Genomic DNA, 19,947 nt, shown 5'->3' with positions numbered 1-19,947 from the left:
ACCAAAAGACTCGGTCGCCAAATTGGCGACCGAGTCTTTTATGGTTATCCAAGTAATGTGACGAGCAACGCTTTTTGTGCGTGGAGGCGATTCTCAGCTTGATCGAAGATGACCGATTGTTTGCCATCGATGACGCCCTCCGTGACTTCCTCTCCGCGATGCGCCGGAAGGCAATGCAAGAAAATAGCTTCATCATTTGCTTGATTCATGATATTGGCATTAACCTGATATCCTTCAAATGCTTGCAGACGCATCGTCGCTTCTTCTTCTTGTCCCATACTCGCGAAGACATCCGTATACACGACGTCTGCACCACTCGCTGCTTCCTCAGGATCCGTCATGACGATGATGTTTCCACCCGTTTCCTTCGCAATGACTTGTGCCTCATGAACGATTTGTGGATCAGGAGCATACGCCTCCGGCGCACAGATGCGGACTTCCATTCCACTGAGCGCTCCACCAATCATCAGCGAATGCGCCATGTTATTTCCGTCCCCGATATATGTCAAAATCTTTCCGGATCGTGTTCCAAATGTCTCTTCGATCGTCAGCAAGTCAGCAAGGACTTGGCACGGATGGTGTAGATCCGTCAATCCATTGATGATTGGAATCGTACCATGTGCCGCAAGTGTGTCGACGATCTCATGACCGAACGTCCGGATCATCAGGGCATCGACGTAACGGCTCATGACTTGAATCGTATCTGAGAGCGGCTCCCCCCGCCCGATTTGCATATCTGCTCCACTTAGCACGATCGGATGTCCACCGAGTTCGACGACACCCACCTCAAACGATAGACGTGTCCGCGTCGATGCCTTTTCAAACAATAAGGCCACTTTTTTATGGCTTAATGCGTTTTGGTAGACACTCGGCTGATGCTTGATGTCTTTCGCGAGTGCCAATAGCTCCGTCAGTGCTTCCGGCGTCAGTTCCGCCATCGTCAAGAAATGCTTTAGTTGTTGCATCGTCTTCATTTTACTTCCTCCTTGATCGGCTCTGTCCATGTATGAAGTGGCTTCACAGCATAAGGGGACTTTTCTGTCGCTTGTAGATGATAATGTGCTAGTTCAGGTTCTGTCAGAACTTGTACCCCGGCAGCAAGCGCTGCTTCGCGACTCGCTTTTTCTTCTGTCACGTGCGAATAGAAAATCGCACATTGTGCCCAGTCAATCGTTTCATCTAACGCTACACCCGTTCCGAAAGCCTCTGTATCTGCTCCAGCAACGATGATGTCTCTCGTCGTCAAATGTCGTTTCGTCGTCTCGTCGAAAATGAAACGTTCCAGCGCCAGTCCGTCTGTCGTCCATTGCAGCGTTTCACCTGTCGAACGCATGACGGGACCTGTTTTCGGATCGACGCCTTGTAATTTTAACGTTGAAAAAACAGGGGTCTTAACGGCATGGAAATCAAGTTTCAACTGTTCTGCCGGAAGCGTGACCGCTTGACCGACCGCTGCTTGGACTGCCCACTGCAAGATTGGTTGACCTGTTACTTTGGCGACGATTGGTAACGTGCGGGAGGCACGTGGATTGATTTCCAAGACGTAGACTTGATCGTCATGCAAGACGAATTGGATATTGTACGCTCCTTTATAATCCATTCGTTGCCCGATCATCTGTGCAATTCGCTCGATTTCGCTCTGAACGGTAGCGCTGAGCGATACAGGTGGTAGAATCATCGTCGAATCTCCAGAGTGAACTCCTGCCCGTTCCAATTGCTCCATCAAAATCGGAACGTATGTCGTTGTTCCATCTGTAATACAGTCGACTTCGATTTCCTTTCCTTGGAGGTAGGCATCCACGAGGACAGGGAATGATAATTCGGACACGATCATCTCTAATTGCTCTTGATCGTGGATGATATGCATTCCTTTACCTCCGATGACATAGGAAGGGCGAATCATAACCGGATAACCGATCGTTGTTGCAACTTCTATCATTTGTTCGTCTGTCGCCACTTCTTGTCCCGGAATCCGATCAACACCTATGTCATCTAAAAATTGATAGAACCGCTCACGGTCTTCCATTTGATCGATGACATCTGCCGTTGTTCCGAGAAGATGATAACCGGCGTTCTCCAAACCAGAAGCCAGCGCAATCCCCGTTTGTCCTCCGAACTGGACTAGGACGTCTTGGCATTCCTCTGCTTCTAGCACATGTATGACGTCTTCAAGTATCAATGGCTCGACATACAGGCGATCTGCGACTTCGAAGTCGGTCGAGACGGTCTCCGGGTTATTGTTGATCATGATTGTTTCATAACCGGATGCTTGCAATGCACGTACCGCGTGAACGGAGCAATAATCAAATTCGATTCCTTGACCGATCCGAATGGGTCCTGCACCGATGACAGCAACTTTCTTTTTCGTCGATGCTGTGACTTCCGTTTGACCACTCCAGTTTCCGTAGAAATAAGGCGTCGCACTCTTGAACTCTCCCGCGCATGTATCAATCATGTGATAGACAGGAAGGATGCCTTTTTCTTTACGTAAGTGCTCAATCGCTACAGCACTGACGCCCGTCAGAAGCGCAATTTGTTCGTCCGTAAAGCCCATCATTTTGGTTTGCTTTAGAGAACTTTCATCCGTTACATCGATTTTTTGTTGCTGATCGACGAGGCGTTTTAGCACTTTGACGAATAAAGCTTGTACTTTCGTCTGTTCAACGAGTTCTTCGATGGTCGTCTCCTTGCGATCGAGTAGCGCGAGCATCGCAAGCAAGCGACGGTCCGTCGGCGCCTTTATTTCTTTCCACAATACGTCAGCCTCCGCTGTTTTCATCCATGTCGGATAAAGAGGCGACTGCTCGACTCCTGCACCGCGCCACGCCTTTTGTAACGCTTCTTCTAACGTCTTCCCCATCGCCATGCTCTCACCCGTCGCCTTCATTTGTGTTCCAAGCGTCCGGTTACTGCCGGTAAATAGATCGAATGGGAAACACGGCACTTTTGCCGTGATATAATCCATCGTTGGTTCGAAGCTCGCCATCGTTTCCTTCGTGACAGGATTGATGCAATCGTCGAGTCGCTCACCGAGCGCAAGACGTGTCGCTAATTTTGCGATCGGATATCCCGTCGCCTTGGAAGCAAGTGCCGAAGAACGACTGACACGCGGATTGACTTCAATGACGAAATAGCGTTCTTCCGTCGGATGGATTGCGAATTGAATGTTGCATCCACCGATGACACCGAGATGCGATACGATTTTACGCGCTTCTGTCCGCAATTGTTGATTCATTCGATCCGAAATCGACTGAATCGGTGCAAAGACGACCGAGTCCCCGGTATGGACACCGACAGGATCGATGTTTTCCATGTTACAAACGATGATCGTCGTATCTGCGCTGTCACGCATGACTTCGTATTCGACTTCTTTATAGCCAGCGATACTCACTTCAACCAAACACTGTGAAATCGGACTCGCTTGTAAGCCGTTCTGCGCTAACAGACGTGCCTCGTCCTTCGTCACTGCGATTCCGCCGCCCGTTCCACCGAGCGTAAAGGCTGGTCGGATGACGAGTGGTACCCCGTGTACTGCCATGAATTCCTCAAGCTCTGCTAACGATTCGATTGTTTGACTTTCCGGGAGCGGTTGCGCGAGTTCGATCATCTTTTGCTTGAATCGTTCACGATCTTCTCCGTCTCGGATCGTCTCAAGCGAAGTCCCTAGAAGTTCGACACCGTATTGTTCAAGTACGCCTGCTTCTTCGAGTGACATCGCAAGATTGAGTGCCGTTTGACCGCCGACCGTCGCTAGGAGATGGGATGGTCGATCTTGTTCGATGATGGCCGTTGCTTTTTCAAGGGTCATCGCCTCAATATAGACATGATCTGCCGTGCTCGGATCCGTCATGATAGTAGCCGGATTCGAATTCATTAAGATGACCTCGCATCCCGCTTCTCGAAGCGCCTGACAGGCTTGTGTGCCGGAATAATCAAATTCTGCTGCTTGCCCGATGACGATCGGACCTGAACCGATGACGAGTACTTTCTGTTTATCCCACATATGCTACCTCCTGATGTAATACGCTATTTACGAATTGATCGAAGACGACCATCGCCTCTGTCGGTCCTGGACTCGCTTCTGGGTGAAATTGGACTGTCATGATCGGTAGTATTGGATGAATCAATCCTTCAACGGATCCATCATTGATGTGTTCGTACGCAAGTTCCATCTCAGACGCTTCGATACTTTTTACATCAACGGCATAACCATGATTCTGAGACGTCATGAACACTTGTCCGGATGCTAGATGACGTACAGGATGATTCGCTCCTCGGTGTCCGTGATGTTGTTTTAATAAGGTACAGCCGAAGGTATGAGCGAGAACCTGATGTCCCATACAAATACCAAGTGTCGGATAGCTCGTCGCCAGTTCACGGATTCCTGAAAGGAACGGGTCTAATTGTGTTGGATCACCAGGTCCATTGGAAAACAGCAGACCATCTGGAGCCAGCGCTTGAATCCGTTCCGGTGTCGTATCATATGGCACGACCGTTACACGCATATGGCGTTCAAGCAAAGCATCAATCATCGATTGTTTCACACCGTAATCGATACAGACGATGTGCCCCTGTTCGGCTTCCGGTACGTATTCGATGTTTGAAGTCGTTGATACGGAAGCGATGTATGCTGTGTCGATTGACGCAGTGACAGTCATATCCACTTGCATCATGTCACCGAATTGATCGCCTTCCGTCCGTAATAGATGGACAAGAGAACGCGTATCGACTCCCGACAAAATCGGCACATTTGCTTCACCCAACCAACTCGCGAGCGATGTTCCTTCCCCGTCCTCAGCCAAAGTTTGAACGATGACACCAGCGACTTGAATCTGATTGCTTTCTGACGCTTCCGCTTGAATACCGTATTGACCGATCAACGGGTATGTGAAGACAAGAATTTGTCCTTGATAAGATGGATCCGTCAAGACTTCCTGATATCCTGTCATTCCTGTAAAAAAGACGACCTCTCCTTTGACTGGAGCTGCTCCTTGCCACGAACCGGTAAACGTCGTTCCGTTCGCAAGCGTTAGTTTTCCGGATTGTTTCATACGATGACCTCCTGTTGACAAACGAGTTGTATTTTTTCGATGGCGTGCATGAGTTCCTGTTCCGTCACGAACAACGATGGTAATAAGCGAATGACATGAGGACCAGCCGAAACGACGAGAAGACCATTCTCACGTAAAGCGTCAATCAGCGGTGCAACAGGCATCGTGCACTCGATACCAACCATCAAGCCACGTCCGCGAACAGAGCGAACGATGGATTTAGGTAGCTTTTGCTCTAATTGCTGTCTCAAAAATTCGCCTTTTCCTTGAACGTCTGCCATGACAGTGTCACTTAACAAGAGATCAAGTGTTGCTTCCGCTGCTGTCATCGCGAGTGGATTCCCACCAAAGGTCGAGCCATGCGATCCAGGTGTGAATACTTCCGCTGCCTCTGCCGTCGCGAGTAGCGCGCCGACCGCGAGTCCACTCCCAAGTCCTTTCGCAAGAGTGATGATATCCGGTACGAGGGGTGTCTGTTCAAATGCAAAACGAGATCCCGTCCGACCGATGCCGGTCTGTACTTCGTCGACGATGATTTTGACATCGTATTGTTGCGCCTTCTTCATCAACGCTTCTAGCCACGCATCGTCGGCGACGACGACTCCGCCCTCTCCTTGAATGATTTCGAGCCATACGGCAGCAGTTTGCTCCGTAATCGCTGATAGGCTCTCCATCTCGTTAAACGGCAGATGTTTGAAGCCATTCACCATCTCACCGTATCCCGCTTTGATTTTCTCCTGTCCTGTTGCGCCCATCATCGCAAACGTTCGCCCGTGGAAAGATTGTTTAAACGTGACGACTTCCGTTTTCCCTGTCCATTTTCGAACGAGTTTGTACGCCGCCTCGTTTGCTTCCGCACCACTGTTACAAAAGAAGGCATGACTGAGATGACTGTTTTCCGTCAGTCGCTCGGCGACCCGCTCTTGTGCCGCGATTTGAAACAGATTCGACGTATGCCAAATTTGATTCAACTGTTCCTCTAGCCGTTGCTGAATATAAGGATGACGGTGTCCTGTATTGCATACAGCGATTCCCATGATGAAATCCAGATACGTCTTTCCTGTCGCATCTTCTACGATCGACCCTTGTCCTTTGACCAATTTCACATCAGTACGTTGATAAGTGGGTAGTAGTGCACTCATGTAATTCCTCCTTGATTCGTGTCCCTGCAGCTAACGCATTTTTCCCAGACCGAATGACGACCTCTGGAATACCATGCTGAGTGGCCTGCATCATCGCTTCGACCTTCGGAATCATTCCCCCGTAGATTTCTCCCGACGCTATCGCAGCTTCGATGGCTGCAGACGTGATTTCTGATTGATAGTCACCGTTTACTTTTACACCCTCGACATCCGTCAACAATTCAAATCGGTCGACAGACCAAGCCTTCGCGACAGCAATCGCACACGCGTCCCCGTTACTGTTCAATACACCTTGCTCCCCTGTGACAAGGGATGTGACGACAGGAACATAACCATTCGTACTCAACACCGTGAATAATCGTGGATGAATGTGCGTGATCTGACCGACTGCCCCGAGTCCTTTGACTTTTTTACCATGGACGCTTGCGCCGTCTAATCCGCTCATCCCGACGGCAGGAATCCCCGCTTGATTCAACTGCTGAACGATCCCGGATTGGACTTCCCCTGCTAAGATCCGCCGCGCCCCGAGTAAGACCCCATCCGTCGTTACACGGACACCGTTTCGAAACACGGGTTTGATTCCCTCTTGTTCACAGTAACTCGATAGAAGAGGACCACCTCCATGGACGATCAATAATTCGTTACCGGTTTCGACCCACGCTTTCCATTCCTCGAAATACTGCGCATCCAGTTGCTCCCACACACTACCTCCTAGTTTGATGACTTTTCGTTTCGTCATGTCCGGTAACTCGCATTGATTTTGACGTAATCGTACGTCAGGTCACAGCCGTAAGCGTGTCCTTGTCCTACTCCATCATGCAAATCAATGTGAATCTGTACATCCTGCTGTGCTAGATCCTGTGATGCAATCGTTTCATCGAATAAGACAGGCATGCTCTGTTGCAGCACCCACTGCGAACCAATTTTGATGTCAACATTTGATACATCGAGTGGCTCCTTGATACTTCCGACAGCAGCGATGATTCGTCCCCAGTTCGCATCTTCCCCAAAGATGGCTGTTTTGACGAGAGACGATCCGACGACTTGTTTGGCGACCATTCGTGCTACTTCATCGGTTTGTGTTCCCTCTACCGTCACTTCGATCAACTTCGTCGCGCCTTCACCGTCCCGCGCAATCTGTTTCGCTAAATCTTGACAGACCGTTTCGATCGCCTGTTCGAATGCTAACGCTTCGTCCGTGCCTTCAACGATCGTTGCTCCTCCTGCAGCTCCGCTCGCTAAAATCATGACCATGTCATTTGTCGAACTGTCTCCATCTACGGTAATGCAGTTGAACGTCCGATGAATCGTCCGACGCAACAGTGTCTGTAAGACATCCGGTTCAATCGTTGCATCGGTCGTCAAGAAACCAAGCATCGTTGCCATGTTCGGATGAATCATCCCTGATCCTTTCGCCACGCCACAGACTGAAATTTGGACATCCCCTTGCATGTATTGTTGACCAGCTGTTTTCGTACCAGTATCGGTCGTCAGGATCGCATGAGCAAAATCATCCGCGGCATCCTTGTCATTTGTAGGCATCAGCTGTGGAATACCTGCCAGTAACGTATCAATGGCTAACGGTTGACCGATGATCCCTGTTGAAGCAATCGCGACTTGTTCTGGAGCAACATTTAAACTTTTCGCCATCGCTTGTTGCGACATGTACGCATGGGATAACCCTAGTTCCCCTGTACACGCATTCGCGTTCCCGCTGTTGACGAGGACGGCATGAATACGTCCTTGTGACGCCTGAATCGCTTGTTTCGTCACAGTGATTGGTGCTGCTTGCACCTGATTCGTCGTATAGACAGCTGCAGCGCTTGCTCCTGCTTCACACCAGATCAGACCTAAATCCTTCCGCTTTCGTTTCAGACCCACATGTATTCCCGATGCTTGAAATCCCTTCGGTGTCGTGATCGTCAATGGGGTCTCTACTTGTACTTGCCACACAGGCGTTCCTCCTCTTTTTTCTCTTGATTAAATGTAGATCGGCTGTTGCGTTAAACCGGATGTCTCATCAAAACCAGCTAGAATGTTGGCATTTTGAACGGCTTGTCCGGCAGCTCCTTTTTGCATGTTATCGATGACTGAAACGATGGTCATTCGCCCTGTCCGATCATCCTTATAAACGGTCAAATCACAGTGATTACTCCCGACGACGGATTTGATTTCCGGATCAGCCTGTTGGATTCGGACGAATGGTTCCGTTGCATACTGGTCCGTCAACCAGGATCGCCACTCCGTTTCCGATAAATCGATCAACGGCTGAACCGTCATAATCGCCATGATGCCTCGATTGATCGGTAGTAGTTGAGTCGAGAACGTAATCGGATGCGATGATCCGGTCCATTCGAAAAGCGCCTGCTCAATTTCCGGGATGTGCTGATGCTGATTCACTTTATACAAGCGAACGTTTTCGCTTGAATGGACATGATGCGTTTGTGCCGTCAACGTTTTCCCTGCTCCCGTCAGACCAGAAGAAGCTTGAATGATGATTTGAGATGGATCGATTTTTTTCTCTTTTAAGAATGGTGTTAGTCCAAGCAAAACTGCTGTCGCGTAACAGCCCGGATTCGCAATCCATTTGCTCGCTGTAACAGCTTGACGATTCCATTCTGGTAATCCATAAGTTGCTCTTTGTTGTAACTGGGCATCAATGGGTTCCTTGTCATACCACGTTGCATATGCTTCAGCTGGAAGTCTCAAATCGCCACTTAAATCAATGACGTAACCGGACCAGTTTTGAAGTTGTTCTAAGTAATGCTTCGAAATCCCACTCGGTGTCGCTAAGAACACCATGTCCGTCTCGGTTTCCATCAAATGCTCCACCGAAAAGGAAGATAACGAGGAATATGTTTTTTTATTCATAAATGGGAATACGTCATGCATGGATTCCCCCGCCATTGAGTCACTCATCAAACAGATGATCTCAAATGAAGGATGTGATTCTAGTAGGCGAATCAGCTCAATTCCGGTATATCCTGTTGCTCCGATGATGGTACATTTCATATCTGTACGCTCCCCTTCAAAGAATGTTATACCGATTTAAACACATGTATATTTATACTGTCAATTGAATTTTTATTAGTTTTTATACAAAAAAAGAAGCGTTGAAGCGATTGTCTTCTATAAGACAGTCCCTTCAACGCTTCTTTTACACGCATCTACTTAACGCTTTTCCGCACGTTGCGCTACGAGATGATCAATCCCAAATACGCCTGCACCCATGATCGCGACGACTACTACAAAAATCAATGTAAACATATGTATCCTCCTCATCGTTCACAAAAATGTCATTTGATACTTCTTATTGTGCAAGATTTGAACTAAAAAAGAAAGCGTTTACGACAAAAAATCGTCACATTTCTATTTTTTTATATTTTTTATCGACACTCTTATGGTTGACGTCCTCCGTAATATTCGTTAGTATTACGTTTGTTCAATGCTTTTGTGCATAAAAGCGTGTTAGTAACAGAGCGTTATCATACTTTCATATTCATATAAGGAGGTGGAAGCATGCGCATGTCATTCCGTGAATCCGCAGCTATCCTAGGAATCAGTATCATCATCTTATTGTCCGCGTTATTCGGTGCTAAAGCCGAACCGCATCTTGCCATCTTGTCCAGTCTTATTTTCGTCTCAGGATATGCCGTTTACCGCGGTTTTAAGTTCGAGGACGTCGAACACCATATGATTCAAGGTATTCGGGAAGCCATCAAACCGATCCTGATCATGTTGCTCGTTGGTATGACGATCGCGGTCTGGATGATGAGTGGCGCAGTGCCGACCCTTCTTCATTTTGGGTTATCTACCCTTTCAGCGACTTGGTTCGCACCGAGCGCTCTTCTGATCGCGATGGTCGTCTCGACCTTTACAGGTAGTTCTTTTACAACGATTGGTACGGTTGGTGTTGCCTTGATGGGAATTGCGATCGCACTGGGCGTCAACCCGGCACTTGCAGCAGGTGCCATCATCAGTGGAGCTTGTTTCGGAGATAAGATGTCACCTTTATCAGATACAACGAATTTCGCGCCCGGAATTGTCAATGTGTCTGTGTTCGATCATATTCGTTTCATGATGGGAACGACGATTCCCGCTATCACGATCACATTCATCTTATTCTTCATTTTCGGACGTAGTAGCGGAAATGTCGATTCGTCTGCTGTTCAAACGACACAACAAGAGTTAGCTCGTTTGTTCGACTTGTCACCTTGGACATTGCTTTCACCATTGCTCGTCATGGTGTTAGCATTACGTAAGATGCCGGTCGTCCCAACACTTGTTGCTGGCGTTTTAAGTGGATTGCTGTTAACAGGTCTTGTACAAGGAAACTGGAACATCTCGAACTGGATGGCCGTCATTCAGAACGGATTAAAACTAGAATCTTCTAGTGAGACGGTTACATCCATCATTAGTAAAGGTGGATTGCAATCGATGATGTGGTCGGTGTCGCTCGTCATGCTCGCCCTTGCGTTCGGTGGTGTCTTACGTGGCATCGGAGTCATTGACGTGGTCATTGAACGGACCGTTTCTAAACTAAAACGTGATGGTAGCATCATTTCATCCGTCGCCTTATCGTCTATCGGTGTAAACTTGATGGCTGGGGAACAATACTTGTCCATCTTGCTTCCGGGTCAAGCATTCAAGAAAATCTTTGAAGAGCGTCAGATTGATCCGCGTTTCCTTTCTCGTTCACTCGAGGATGGAGGAACGCTCATCAATCCGCTTATTCCATGGGGTGTTTCTGGGGCGTTCTTCGCTTCGACACTCGGTGTTCCTGTAACAGCATACGTTCCGTTCGCATTCTTTTTACTCCTTTCACCATTGTTTACGTTTTTACTCGCATTTCTTCGTCCAACGAAAATCGAAACAAAACAATCTCTCGCTTCTTGAGTCTATTTCATATTAAAGATCCGATATGTCCTATCGGGTCTTTTTTTCTTACCAGTATCTCCTTTATTTCCTGTTAAATACGTCAGATTTAAGACGAAAACGGCTTGGAATCACGTTTTTTTAAAGAATCATGTGTAAAGATGAAATGAACTGGGAATATACCAAACATAAGATTAAAAATTACAGAGAATGATAGAGAGAGAGTACGTTCCTGATCGACCGAGGGATGACTTCGATGTAATTGTGGGAGGAGTTAATATGATCAAACGTGGTACGCTGGAGCGACTTGACGGCAAGTATGCTGTCCTACTATGGGAAAATGGTTCAAGTTTCATTCCACGACGTTATTTACCACCTGAAGCAAGGTTAGGCGATACGATTATTTTTGATGGTACAACCTATACGTTAGATGTCAGTAATTCATCACCCTCTTCCTTTCAAACATTTTCGTTTCGGCAAATGGGTTGATGATCGATAAAAAGCCATTCCGTATCATGCATTGACTATGGAGAAGGAATTTCTCTCATCAGTCTTTCATGAAATGAATGGCTTTTTCGCTTTATCTACGCACATATAGGGAGTGACCATCACACGATGGACAAGGAAAGTGATCAATATCGGATATTTCGATTCGTTCCAGTTCCGTCTGATCATGTGGGCATTCGTAAAGTGGTTGAACGACATCTAGTTGTAAAAATAGGGCACACCAAAACCGATTCGAAAATCGGTGACAAGTCGGACAGTGGTATAAATCCAATTGATACGGTACCCAACCATCCGCTAATTCCTCCTGATAAAGCTGATAGTGCTGAATTAATCGAAATCGATTCCAGTCGTCTACATACGTCCGCTGTAAAATCGGTTCATGCATCGACGGAACGAACCAAAGCGGGAGACCTGTCATGAACGCTTCGACCCCTTGCGTCAAGACAGCAGGAAATGTCGGCCAACCCTCTAGTTGACCGAGTTGGAATGTTTGTTGAAAGGAGCAGTTGCGGCATAGGAGTTCCATCGTCATCCTCCTGTTCGTTTCACCATCTCTTTTAACATCTGTTCCGTTACAGGACCGATGTGTTTCGAAAGAATCGTTCCTTTCCGGTCTAATACATAAGTTGCTGGCATTGCTACGAGACGATAAGCATCTTCTGACGTTCCCTTTCGATCATATAACACAGGATATTCAACAGGTGTCTGCTTCAGAAAATCAGCAACATCCGAAACACGTCGTTCTGATGTCGTGACATTGATTCCGTAGACGGGTATATCTGTATGTCGTGCAAAGGCATTTAGTTCTGGAATCTCTTGTTTACACGGTGGACACCACGTTGCCCAAAAATTAATGACAAAGACATCATGATTGATTTCGTCTAGATCGACAGTTTTTCCTTCTTGACGCAAGGATAGATTCGGGGCTTTCATCCCGACTTCGAGACCACCTTGTGATGCTTGTTTTTGTTGTTGCTCCACTTTTTTTTGTTTTGCATCATATGTTTGATAACTTTGATAGGCAATGCCGATAATAGCAATCGCTAGGATCAGATAGATCAACGGTTTTTTCACATCTAACCCCCTCCTTCTTTGTTCAGTGTAGCAGACTTCCTCTTTTCGACTATCTACTTTTATCAACAAAAAAGCGAACTCTTCCGTCTTATACGCGGAAATGAGTTCGCTTTATTTTAGAGAATTCGCGTTTTAACGAGACACACGGTTAGTTAAAACGTGGTAATTGTTTTTTGACTTGACGGTTATCTTTAACGCTACCTACAGCTTCCGCTCCCCCTAAGGCCTCATTCAAGGATGTCTTTCCTTCCTTGACTTCTAGACGTCGATTAAATACCGATCGATTATCGACAGAAGCAACGAGGATCGATGCGACATCCGTTTCCGAAATCGTCGCGTCCTTCGTGTCCTTCAAATCTTCATCGGCTTCAATTAAGCCACGCCCTTCACCTGTTGTGATGGAAACTGGACAAATGATCGTATACGTCAAACCACTATGTTCAATCTGTTCCTCTGCTGCATTCTTAGCAGCATAGAACGGATAGACATCTTTCTTGAATTGCTCAGGTCGATCTGCACCATAAGCGCTCAGTAGCACGAAATGACGTACTCGCGCTTTTTTAGCTGCATCAATTGTTTTCAAAGCGACTGTTCGATCCAGCAATTCGATTTCAGTTGCTTCGCCGTCTACTCCTGCGGTCGCCGCACAAATTACTGCATCCTGCCCTGCGACTCCGTGCTCAATGACTTTTTCGAGTTCTGTTTCGATATCGACGTAATGCGCCTTGACACCGAGTTTTTCGAATCGTTCCACCAGATGTTCATGACGAACGATGACCGTGACCTGATGACCCTTGGCAAGCGATTTGACGACGCGCGCTCCAATCGTACCGGATGCACCTACGACTAGTACTTTCATATGGGGGGTCCCTCCTCGATAAGTTAGTCACCTTCGTGGAATGTCATGATGTCATGTCCAAAAATCGTCGATTTCAGAGATAACCTAAAACAATCCACCAAAGGAGCAACGTACATCAATTTATACCCGCAATGACCGGAAGGAAACCCCTCTCCATTAGTTCTTCAATGTGCCATAAAACGTCGTATCGAGCTGATCACGTAGTTCTTGCAGTGCCTTCTCATTCGGTAAGTCATAGAAAATCCCGTTCAGTCGTTGGCTGACGGCTTCGATTTCATAATGTTTTCGTTCTGACATCAAGGCAATCGATAACCCTGCCGTCGCCATCTCGCGGACACTTAAATCAAGTTTCATCTCTTCTTTCATATACGTGTGCGCTGCTGGAATTTTCGACCATCCAGTCGGCTTCATCAAGTGTGTCGCGACGGCTTGGATGACTTCCGACTGACGATTCGCGCGCGCTCCGTCATTATCCGTTTTTCGATGTCTCGAATAGGCAAGTGCCATCGCGCCATCCATATGATATTCCTTCCCTTTTTGGAATGAATACTGATTTGCTTTCCCACTCGCATCCTGCTCGGAGAATGTTCCTGTCGAGACAAGGTCGATTCCGCCGATTTGATCCACTAATCCGATGAAACTATCGAAGGAGATGACGATCTTTCCATCGATCTCTTCATCGAGTAGACCCGAAACAGCATCTTGCGTACATTCTTCTCCACCGAAGGCAAAGGCATGTGTGATTTTATCTTTCTTTCCATTCTCACAGGAAATCGGTGTATACGTATCTCGAGGAATCGACGTCAGTTGAATCGTTCGAGAAAGTGGAATGAATTGCATGACCGACAGGGAGTCTGAACGTGATCCACGCAACGACTCTCCAGGTCGTGCATCACTACCGATCAACAAGAACGTGAATGGTTGTGAAGCAAAAAGAACGAATGCGATGAGCAACAATAAAAATAGTCCAAGAAGCTTTCGTTTAAAACGACGTTTTTTCTTGATTTTTTTAGGATGAGCTTCGCGTGAAGAAACGTCAGAATTCTTCTGTACCGATTGCTCTGATCGCCCCGCCTTCCTCGGGCGTCTCGAGCGTTCCCGATTAGCAAACAACCGTGATCCGGCACCCCCGATCATCTGTGCGACTTGTTTAAGCATGCCGCTCCCGGAACGACGCGATGTACTTTTTCGATCTCGCGGTTGCTCCTCGACATATCGATGATACGTAGCCGGTTCTTGCTGCTTCTCAAAGGAGTCTTGAGAAAATGATTCGTCCGGCGCGTATGCTTTCGAAAAAGCTTCTTCTTGCCTAGCCTGCTCTTCTTCTTGTCTAGCTTGCTCTTCTAACTGCATACGTCGTCGCTCCAAGCGAGAGCGGTGTGGTTGATGTTCTGCCATTCAGATACCTCCGTATCAATCTTTTGCGATCTGTTTCTCTTTCAAGAACTCGCGGAGATACGTCCGTTTCGGTTCGTGCATCGAGGCAGCCATCTGTTTGACCCACCCTTCTGTCCGTTGACCACCGGTCCGTTCTCCGTAATACGATGACGTTGACTCTTCGTATCCTGTCAGTAACTCACGCATCGTATCGTCATCAGTATACGTATTCCGGTGGAAGACCGCATCCATCGGAAGGCGGGGTTTTTTACCCGGTTGTTGATCCGGAAGACCGACCGCGACTCCGAATAATGGTACGACGTGATCTGGAAGTTGTAAGAGTTCGCTGACACGACGAGCATCATTTCGTAGTGAACCGATGTAGACCGTTCCGTAGCCGAGCGACTCGGCAGCTACGACTAAATTTTGAGCGGCAAGTCCCGCATCGACAGCCCCTACGACAAGCGCTTCCGTCGTCTCGATCGTCCGGCTCACGTCGCCTCCTGCTAGTTCTGCCGCTAACGTATGTTTGTGGTAATCCATACAAAAGACGAAGAAGTAACTGTTTTCTGCCACATATTGTTGACCACTTGCAACGTCGACTAATTGTCGTTTCAATCCTTCGTCTTCGACACCGATGATCGCATAGGCTTGCTGATAAGAGGATGTCGAGGCAGCCTGTGCGGTTTTTATGAGTGTTTCAATCGTCTCTTCGTCTAATTGATGTTGTTTGAATTTCCGGATGGACCGGTGGTTGAGTAAATGTTGAATGGTTTCATTCATGTGTAATCGTCCCCTTCTGTAATGAGTCTTCTTATTTAAGATAGTCGTCTCTGACTAAAAAGCGCAAATGAAGAGGTTCGGTTTATGAAAAAAGCGGGAATTGAATAGTGTTGTACTGTACTTTTCTTGCGAAGGAGGGCGATCATGAGAATACGGAAACTGCGACTCTTACTAGAACAATATGGCGATACGACCCTTCGCGATATCATCGTCGAAATCTATCGTCAACTCCCGAGACAAGTCATCGAAGAGAAAGAGTTTGACGCCATGTTGACACAGTTCATGAAGTATAAGGATTTGCAAAAAGAACAGGAACAACCGACCGTCGAACAGACGATTGCTCAGACGGAACGGTTTATTCAATTAGCATACGATCTCCAGTACCTTGAGCCGAATCCGATCGTACCGCTTCGCGAACAAAAGAATTGGTATATCACCGCCAAACGCCTGCTTAAGCATTTACGCCACTATGCTCATCGTAAAAACGGAACCCGTATTGCCTTTGAGGAATTTTTCTTTCTTCTTTCGTCGGCTGCCGGGGAAGAACCTTTATTTTTAAGTAATGATCCGTTTCGATTATTGAAAGTCTCGCAAGTCGATTTTTTTCAAGAATTAGTCGGCTATTATAAAAATGATAGTCATGGTGTCGAATGGATGGAACGCGCCCTCTATACAGCGTTGAAGGTTCCGATGGACGTCGATACTGAGCGCAGTGATCTTTTGCTTGCCGTACTTGCCCATTGCGAGAAACCCGAACATCAAGAAGCATACATCCATTGCTTGAATGCGCATGCCAAAAAATTACAGTCGCATGTTCGGATTGATGCAGACGCTTTATCCACCTATCAAGAAATTCGTTTCGCAGAGCTACATGCTCTCATTTCCCTACGCGCGTTAGATCGAGCGGAGACGATGCTGTTCACAGAATATATCCCATATTTTTCGCATCGCTCGACTCCGTTTCGCTATTATCTCGATCTCCTCGAACGAGCCGGACTCGAACAAGAACACGAACGAATGGCACGCGTTGGTCGAAAAAAACGAATTCATTTCTAAGAGTAGATTCTTCTTATTCACACGTAGTAGACAATAAAAGGCAAGTGACGATGGAGTCGTCACTTGCCTTTTATTAGTCAGATTCATTTCAATCGGAGGCATTGACGATGCCAAGTCCGACTGTTGCGAGTAATGCAATACAAGCGAATAGGAATGCCATGTCGTTCGGTGAATCGAAGCCTTCATAGATCGGTTCCTTCCGATCAACGATGATATGATCCTCCGCGCCATAATTCCCATATGTCGTCGAACTGCTTACACCCGGTTCATCGTAATCACGCGCTTCGGCTACCAATGTATCCGCGCTGAATAACCAGCCCGATAAACCGATGACGATCCAGAGATACTTCATGATAATTTTGCCTCGATTCTTTCTTATCTTCAGGAATCCATCTACTTTTTGTTTGAAACAGAAGATATAAATACCTTTTATTTCCTGTAATATAAAAGCAAGATATTTTCAACTTCACTTTGCTAAAGGAGGAACTTAATTTGCCTATTGTGTATTACAATCAATTGTCTCATGTTCAAAGACGACACGTCCATCAACTTCTACAGTACCATCAAAAGGCATATGATTTTTCATATTTTCAGCCGCTTGAAGATTGCCAATGGGTCTACCTTGAATCCGGTCAGGTGAAAGCGACACTCGGATATCATGTCGTGCATGACGTCGTTCACTTTATGAACAGCGCCTTTCATGACATCAAAGCCTTTCGTCATCTGGCTATTTTGCTACACTTACATGCCGTTCGACAAGGATGCCGGCAGATACATGTACAAGTCTCTCCGCCGCATGATCTTTCTTTAACTTCGATTTGGAAAGAGCTTGGTTATAGTTTATATGCCGAACAGTTTCGTTTAATTGGACTCTCAGAAGGACAGCCTGCTACGCTACGTTTGAAAGCTGTTCATGCACAGAATCAAGATACTTATCTCGCACTTCGTAACGATGCCCTTCAAGGAACACATCACTTTTTTCCTTATGAGGTATCTGATTTAGACAAGTTGATTCAACGAAAAGCGATTCCTTACTTAGTCTATGATAAGCAACTGATCGTCGGTACACTATTATTTCAAAAGCAGGGACAGAATATCCGTCTTCTTGAAATCACGTGCCTACCAGAGCTGAGACGTCAAGGATACGGTAGCCGCATCCTCCATGCATTTCAAGAAAAGTTACGACGTGCAAACATCCAAACGTTTGAAGTCTTTTTTCTCTCAACACAACAAGATGTATTACGCCTGTATCATCCCTCGATGTTTTGCGATATCCAGTTAACCTCTCATTGGCATACGTTCAGTACGGATCAACCTCCGTTAATCATTTAGGCGATTGACAATTCCCTTGTATTCAGGCAACACATACTCCGCATCCATTTCCCGAAAATCAACATGACCCGTTTTACGAAGCACTAGCCCCATCTCGTATAACTGTTCGATATAGGCATCTCCCCATGTCAAGGCAAGTCCCGGTTGGTGATTATGAAAAGCAAGCAAGGCATCTTCAATCATTTCAGAAGCAATGGATGCTTGCATCACACGGTTCAATAAAGATTGGAACAGTACGGTTTGTCGTCCGATCAGCGCATAAAACGGGAAATAATGTTTAGCATAAACAAACGTCGGCAAATAGGCATCCGCCTCAATCGTCTTTAACAACAATGGTGAAGCGGGACGTTGTAATCGTTCTGCAAGTCCAACGGTCGCCTTGCATTCGCACAGCTGATCAAGCACTCGAATCGTCAACTCTTCTTCGATATCGAGCAATAAGACGAGATCCAGCAGATTCAATTCATGCGTCTCCATGAATTGATCACTGCGTTGAAGATGCATCGTATAAGTAAAGTCCAGCTTTTCAGCAACAAGTTCCCACAACTCGGAATGGCGCGCCGCATATAGACCTACCGGAAAGTGAAGGGGTTGGCGGACGATCGAGCGATGCCCTTCAAGTGTATAGACTTGATTGACGTCCAGACCGTCTGCTAGCAGCATTTCGAGTAACTGGTGACGATTTTGACACGTGACGAGTGTTTGAAACAGACGATCAATCTCGACGAGTGGTTGTTTCATTTCAAGCGCTATTTTCAAATGAGCAGGTGAATCCTGCTCTAGCGCACGCTTAATGAATTGTAAGGCCTGTTGTTCCGCATCGTTCAGTTGGGCAACATGTGTCCGAAACATTTCGATGTCAAGTTCCCGGAAGGCTTGTAACGCCGGTGCAATTGATTGATTTTTTATAAAGGGTTTCCACATGATTCCCTCGACCTCCTCATTCCAGTATCTCTTCGTAGTGTACGCAATATCCTACCGTCTTGAAAGCAAAAAATGGAGAATCTTCCGTCGTTTCAGGAAGATCCTCCACTTTTTATTTTTTACCGACTTTTAAATGAGCGTTTCGAAAGACAGCATCTTGTTTTCCTGTCTTTTCAACACTTGTTCCGACAGACCCCAGGTATTCAAGTTCATCCTTTGGTTGAATGAACTCGTATGTGATGGCAGGTTCGCCCCGAAGACGAACGTGTATGATTTGTCGATGTCGTAAAGAGAATGATGCGCGCACTTCAAGAAAGGAGGAAGCTGATAAATCATGTTGCCGCTCTAAGATCGTCATCAACTCTTTTTCCGAGTCACGATAGTTCCCCTGCAATTGAGCATACGAAATACCGACTCCTAAAGATAGGATGCCAATTAGACTAAGAGCGAAAATGACCAGCACTTTCTTCATGACTGATCCACCTCCGAAAAAAGTTCATTCTACTTATTCATCGGTTCATCCATCGTTGACGTGAAGTCTTTTTTCGAATCCTTTACGTGAAACTGCATGTCCACATGTGGAATATCATCTTCTAAATAAGGGTCGGATACGGTTTCGAAACCAAACGATCCGTAAAACCCTTCTAGGTGTGCTTGTGCCTGTAAGTAGATCGCAGCTTCTTTCTGCAAATGTACCATCGCTCTCTCCATCATTTGTCTCGCTAACCCAACCGATCGGTGATCACGATGAACAGCTACCCGTCCAATCGCTACTCCTTTTGTCGGATGATCATACATCCGAAGGCATCCGACGATTTGACCGCTCTCACTCCGTACGATTAGGTGTGTCGCTTGTTGATCTTGATCATCTAGCTCCGGATACGCGCACTCCTGCTCGACGACGAAGATATCCGTTCTTAATTTCAAAAGTGCATATAAGGTATCAGGTGTCATGGAATGAAAAGAC

20 protein-coding genes are annotated in these 19,947 nt (G+C 46.7%); 4 read left to right on the top strand and 16 right to left on the bottom strand.

Annotation, left to right across the window (positions count from 1 at the left end; translation table 11 throughout):
- Positions 1-44: 44 nt before the first annotated feature.
- From argF to argC, 7 genes are read right to left on the bottom strand one after another with little or no spacing between them, the layout of a single operon-like run.
- The gene (argF, locus tag ITJ88_RS12710) at positions 45-974 is read right to left on the bottom strand and encodes an ornithine carbamoyltransferase (protein WP_195865906.1); all 930 of its coding nucleotides are present in this window, start codon (positions 972-974) and stop codon (positions 45-47) included.
- Positions 971-4,003, bottom strand: coding sequence for a carbamoyl-phosphate synthase (glutamine-hydrolyzing) large subunit (carB, locus tag ITJ88_RS12705; RefSeq protein WP_195865905.1), 3,033 nt, complete (start codon positions 4,001-4,003; stop codon positions 971-973). The genes argF and carB overlap by 4 nt, the downstream gene beginning before the upstream one ends.
- Positions 3,993-5,051 carry a carbamoyl phosphate synthase small subunit gene (locus ITJ88_RS12700; RefSeq protein ID WP_195865904.1) on the bottom strand — a complete coding sequence of 353 codons (1,059 nt, stop codon included), beginning with the start codon at positions 5,049-5,051 and terminating at the stop codon, positions 3,993-3,995. Before ITJ88_RS12700 ends, carB begins: the two co-directional genes overlap by 11 nt.
- Positions 5,048-6,193 carry an acetylornithine transaminase gene (gene argD, locus ITJ88_RS12695; RefSeq protein ID WP_195865903.1) on the bottom strand — a complete coding sequence of 382 codons (1,146 nt, stop codon included), beginning with the start codon at positions 6,191-6,193 and terminating at the stop codon, positions 5,048-5,050. The genes ITJ88_RS12700 and argD overlap by 4 nt, the downstream gene beginning before the upstream one ends.
- Positions 6,159-6,932 carry an acetylglutamate kinase gene (gene argB / locus ITJ88_RS12690; protein WP_058265752.1) on the bottom strand — a complete coding sequence of 258 codons (774 nt, stop codon included), beginning with the start codon at positions 6,930-6,932 and terminating at the stop codon, positions 6,159-6,161. Before argB ends, argD begins: the two co-directional genes overlap by 35 nt.
- Positions 6,929-8,146, bottom strand: coding sequence for a bifunctional glutamate N-acetyltransferase/amino-acid acetyltransferase ArgJ (argJ, locus tag ITJ88_RS12685; RefSeq protein WP_149426849.1), 1,218 nt, complete (start codon positions 8,144-8,146; stop codon positions 6,929-6,931). Before argJ ends, argB begins: the two co-directional genes overlap by 4 nt.
- 27 nt (positions 8,147-8,173) lie before the next feature.
- Positions 8,174-9,205: an N-acetyl-gamma-glutamyl-phosphate reductase gene (argC, locus tag ITJ88_RS12680; protein WP_064300824.1), complete on the bottom strand. Its 1,032-nt coding sequence runs from the start codon at positions 9,203-9,205 to the stop codon at positions 8,174-8,176.
- A gap of 507 nt (positions 9,206-9,712) precedes the next feature.
- Between argC and nhaC the strand changes: the two genes are divergently transcribed.
- Together nhaC and ITJ88_RS12670 are read left to right on the top strand one after the other, a co-directional pair.
- Positions 9,713-11,089, top strand: a complete 1,377-nt coding sequence (gene nhaC, locus ITJ88_RS12675; protein ID WP_195865902.1) for a Na+/H+ antiporter NhaC — start codon at positions 9,713-9,715, stop codon at positions 11,087-11,089.
- A gap of 258 nt (positions 11,090-11,347) precedes the next feature.
- Positions 11,348-11,557 (top strand): DUF3006 domain-containing protein, encoded by a 210-nt coding sequence (locus tag ITJ88_RS12670; protein ID WP_023467214.1) that lies wholly within the window; start codon positions 11,348-11,350, stop codon positions 11,555-11,557.
- 91 nt (positions 11,558-11,648) lie between these two features.
- Here ITJ88_RS12670 and ITJ88_RS12665 read toward each other — a convergent pair whose 3' ends face one another.
- The 5 genes from ITJ88_RS12665 to nfsA form a co-directional block, all read right to left on the bottom strand.
- Positions 11,649-12,101 carry a hypothetical protein gene (locus ITJ88_RS12665; protein WP_195865901.1) on the bottom strand — a complete coding sequence of 151 codons (453 nt, stop codon included), beginning with the start codon at positions 12,099-12,101 and terminating at the stop codon, positions 11,649-11,651.
- A gap of 2 nt (positions 12,102-12,103) precedes the next feature.
- The gene (locus ITJ88_RS12660; RefSeq protein ID WP_064300827.1) at positions 12,104-12,649 is read right to left on the bottom strand and encodes a TlpA family protein disulfide reductase; all 546 of its coding nucleotides are present in this window, start codon (positions 12,647-12,649) and stop codon (positions 12,104-12,106) included.
- 148 nt (positions 12,650-12,797) lie between these two features.
- Positions 12,798-13,508 (bottom strand): NAD(P)H-binding protein, encoded by a 711-nt coding sequence (locus tag ITJ88_RS12655; protein ID WP_058703648.1) that lies wholly within the window; start codon positions 13,506-13,508, stop codon positions 12,798-12,800.
- Between the two features lie 156 nt (positions 13,509-13,664).
- Entirely contained in the window at positions 13,665-14,906 is a 1,242-nt protein-coding gene (locus tag ITJ88_RS12650; protein ID WP_230088851.1) for an LCP family protein, read from the bottom strand.
- A gap of 15 nt (positions 14,907-14,921) precedes the next feature.
- Complete coding sequence (gene nfsA / locus ITJ88_RS12645; RefSeq protein ID WP_195865900.1) at positions 14,922-15,668, bottom strand: oxygen-insensitive NADPH nitroreductase; 747 nt, start codon at positions 15,666-15,668, stop codon at positions 14,922-14,924.
- A gap of 144 nt (positions 15,669-15,812) precedes the next feature.
- Here nfsA and ITJ88_RS12640 point away from each other — a divergent pair, with 144 nt between their 5' ends.
- Positions 15,813-16,724, top strand: coding sequence for a hypothetical protein (locus tag ITJ88_RS12640; RefSeq protein ID WP_050678263.1), 912 nt, complete (start codon positions 15,813-15,815; stop codon positions 16,722-16,724).
- An 88-nt stretch (positions 16,725-16,812) separates the two neighbouring features.
- Here ITJ88_RS12640 and ITJ88_RS12635 read toward each other — a convergent pair whose 3' ends face one another.
- Complete coding sequence (locus ITJ88_RS12635; protein ID WP_149426844.1) at positions 16,813-17,076, bottom strand: hypothetical protein; 264 nt, start codon at positions 17,074-17,076, stop codon at positions 16,813-16,815.
- A 149-nt stretch (positions 17,077-17,225) separates the two neighbouring features.
- Here ITJ88_RS12635 and ITJ88_RS12630 point away from each other — a divergent pair, with 149 nt between their 5' ends.
- Entirely contained in the window at positions 17,226-18,056 is an 831-nt protein-coding gene (locus tag ITJ88_RS12630) for a GNAT family N-acetyltransferase (RefSeq protein WP_370567823.1), read from the top strand.
- Here the strand turns inward: ITJ88_RS12630 and ITJ88_RS12625 are convergent.
- The 3 genes from ITJ88_RS12625 to ITJ88_RS12615 form a co-directional block, all read right to left on the bottom strand.
- The gene (locus ITJ88_RS12625; RefSeq protein WP_195865898.1) at positions 18,045-18,980 is read right to left on the bottom strand and encodes a hypothetical protein; all 936 of its coding nucleotides are present in this window, start codon (positions 18,978-18,980) and stop codon (positions 18,045-18,047) included. The two genes, ITJ88_RS12630 and ITJ88_RS12625, sit on opposite strands and share 12 nt — an antisense overlap.
- A gap of 112 nt (positions 18,981-19,092) precedes the next feature.
- Positions 19,093-19,452, bottom strand: coding sequence for a hypothetical protein (locus ITJ88_RS12620; RefSeq protein WP_064300833.1), 360 nt, complete (start codon positions 19,450-19,452; stop codon positions 19,093-19,095).
- A 29-nt stretch (positions 19,453-19,481) separates the two neighbouring features.
- Positions 19,482-19,934: a GNAT family N-acetyltransferase gene (locus ITJ88_RS12615; RefSeq protein ID WP_230088850.1), complete on the bottom strand. Its 453-nt coding sequence runs from the start codon at positions 19,932-19,934 to the stop codon at positions 19,482-19,484.
- Positions 19,935-19,947 lie beyond the last annotated feature (13 nt).

The organism is Exiguobacterium abrahamii (assembly GCF_015645365.1).
In the GTDB taxonomy this organism is placed as follows: Bacteria; Bacillota; Bacilli; order Exiguobacteriales; family Exiguobacteriaceae; genus Exiguobacterium_A; species Exiguobacterium_A abrahamii.
Note: the sequence above shows the minus strand (reverse complement) of the source record. Positions and strands in the feature narration are given on the sequence as shown.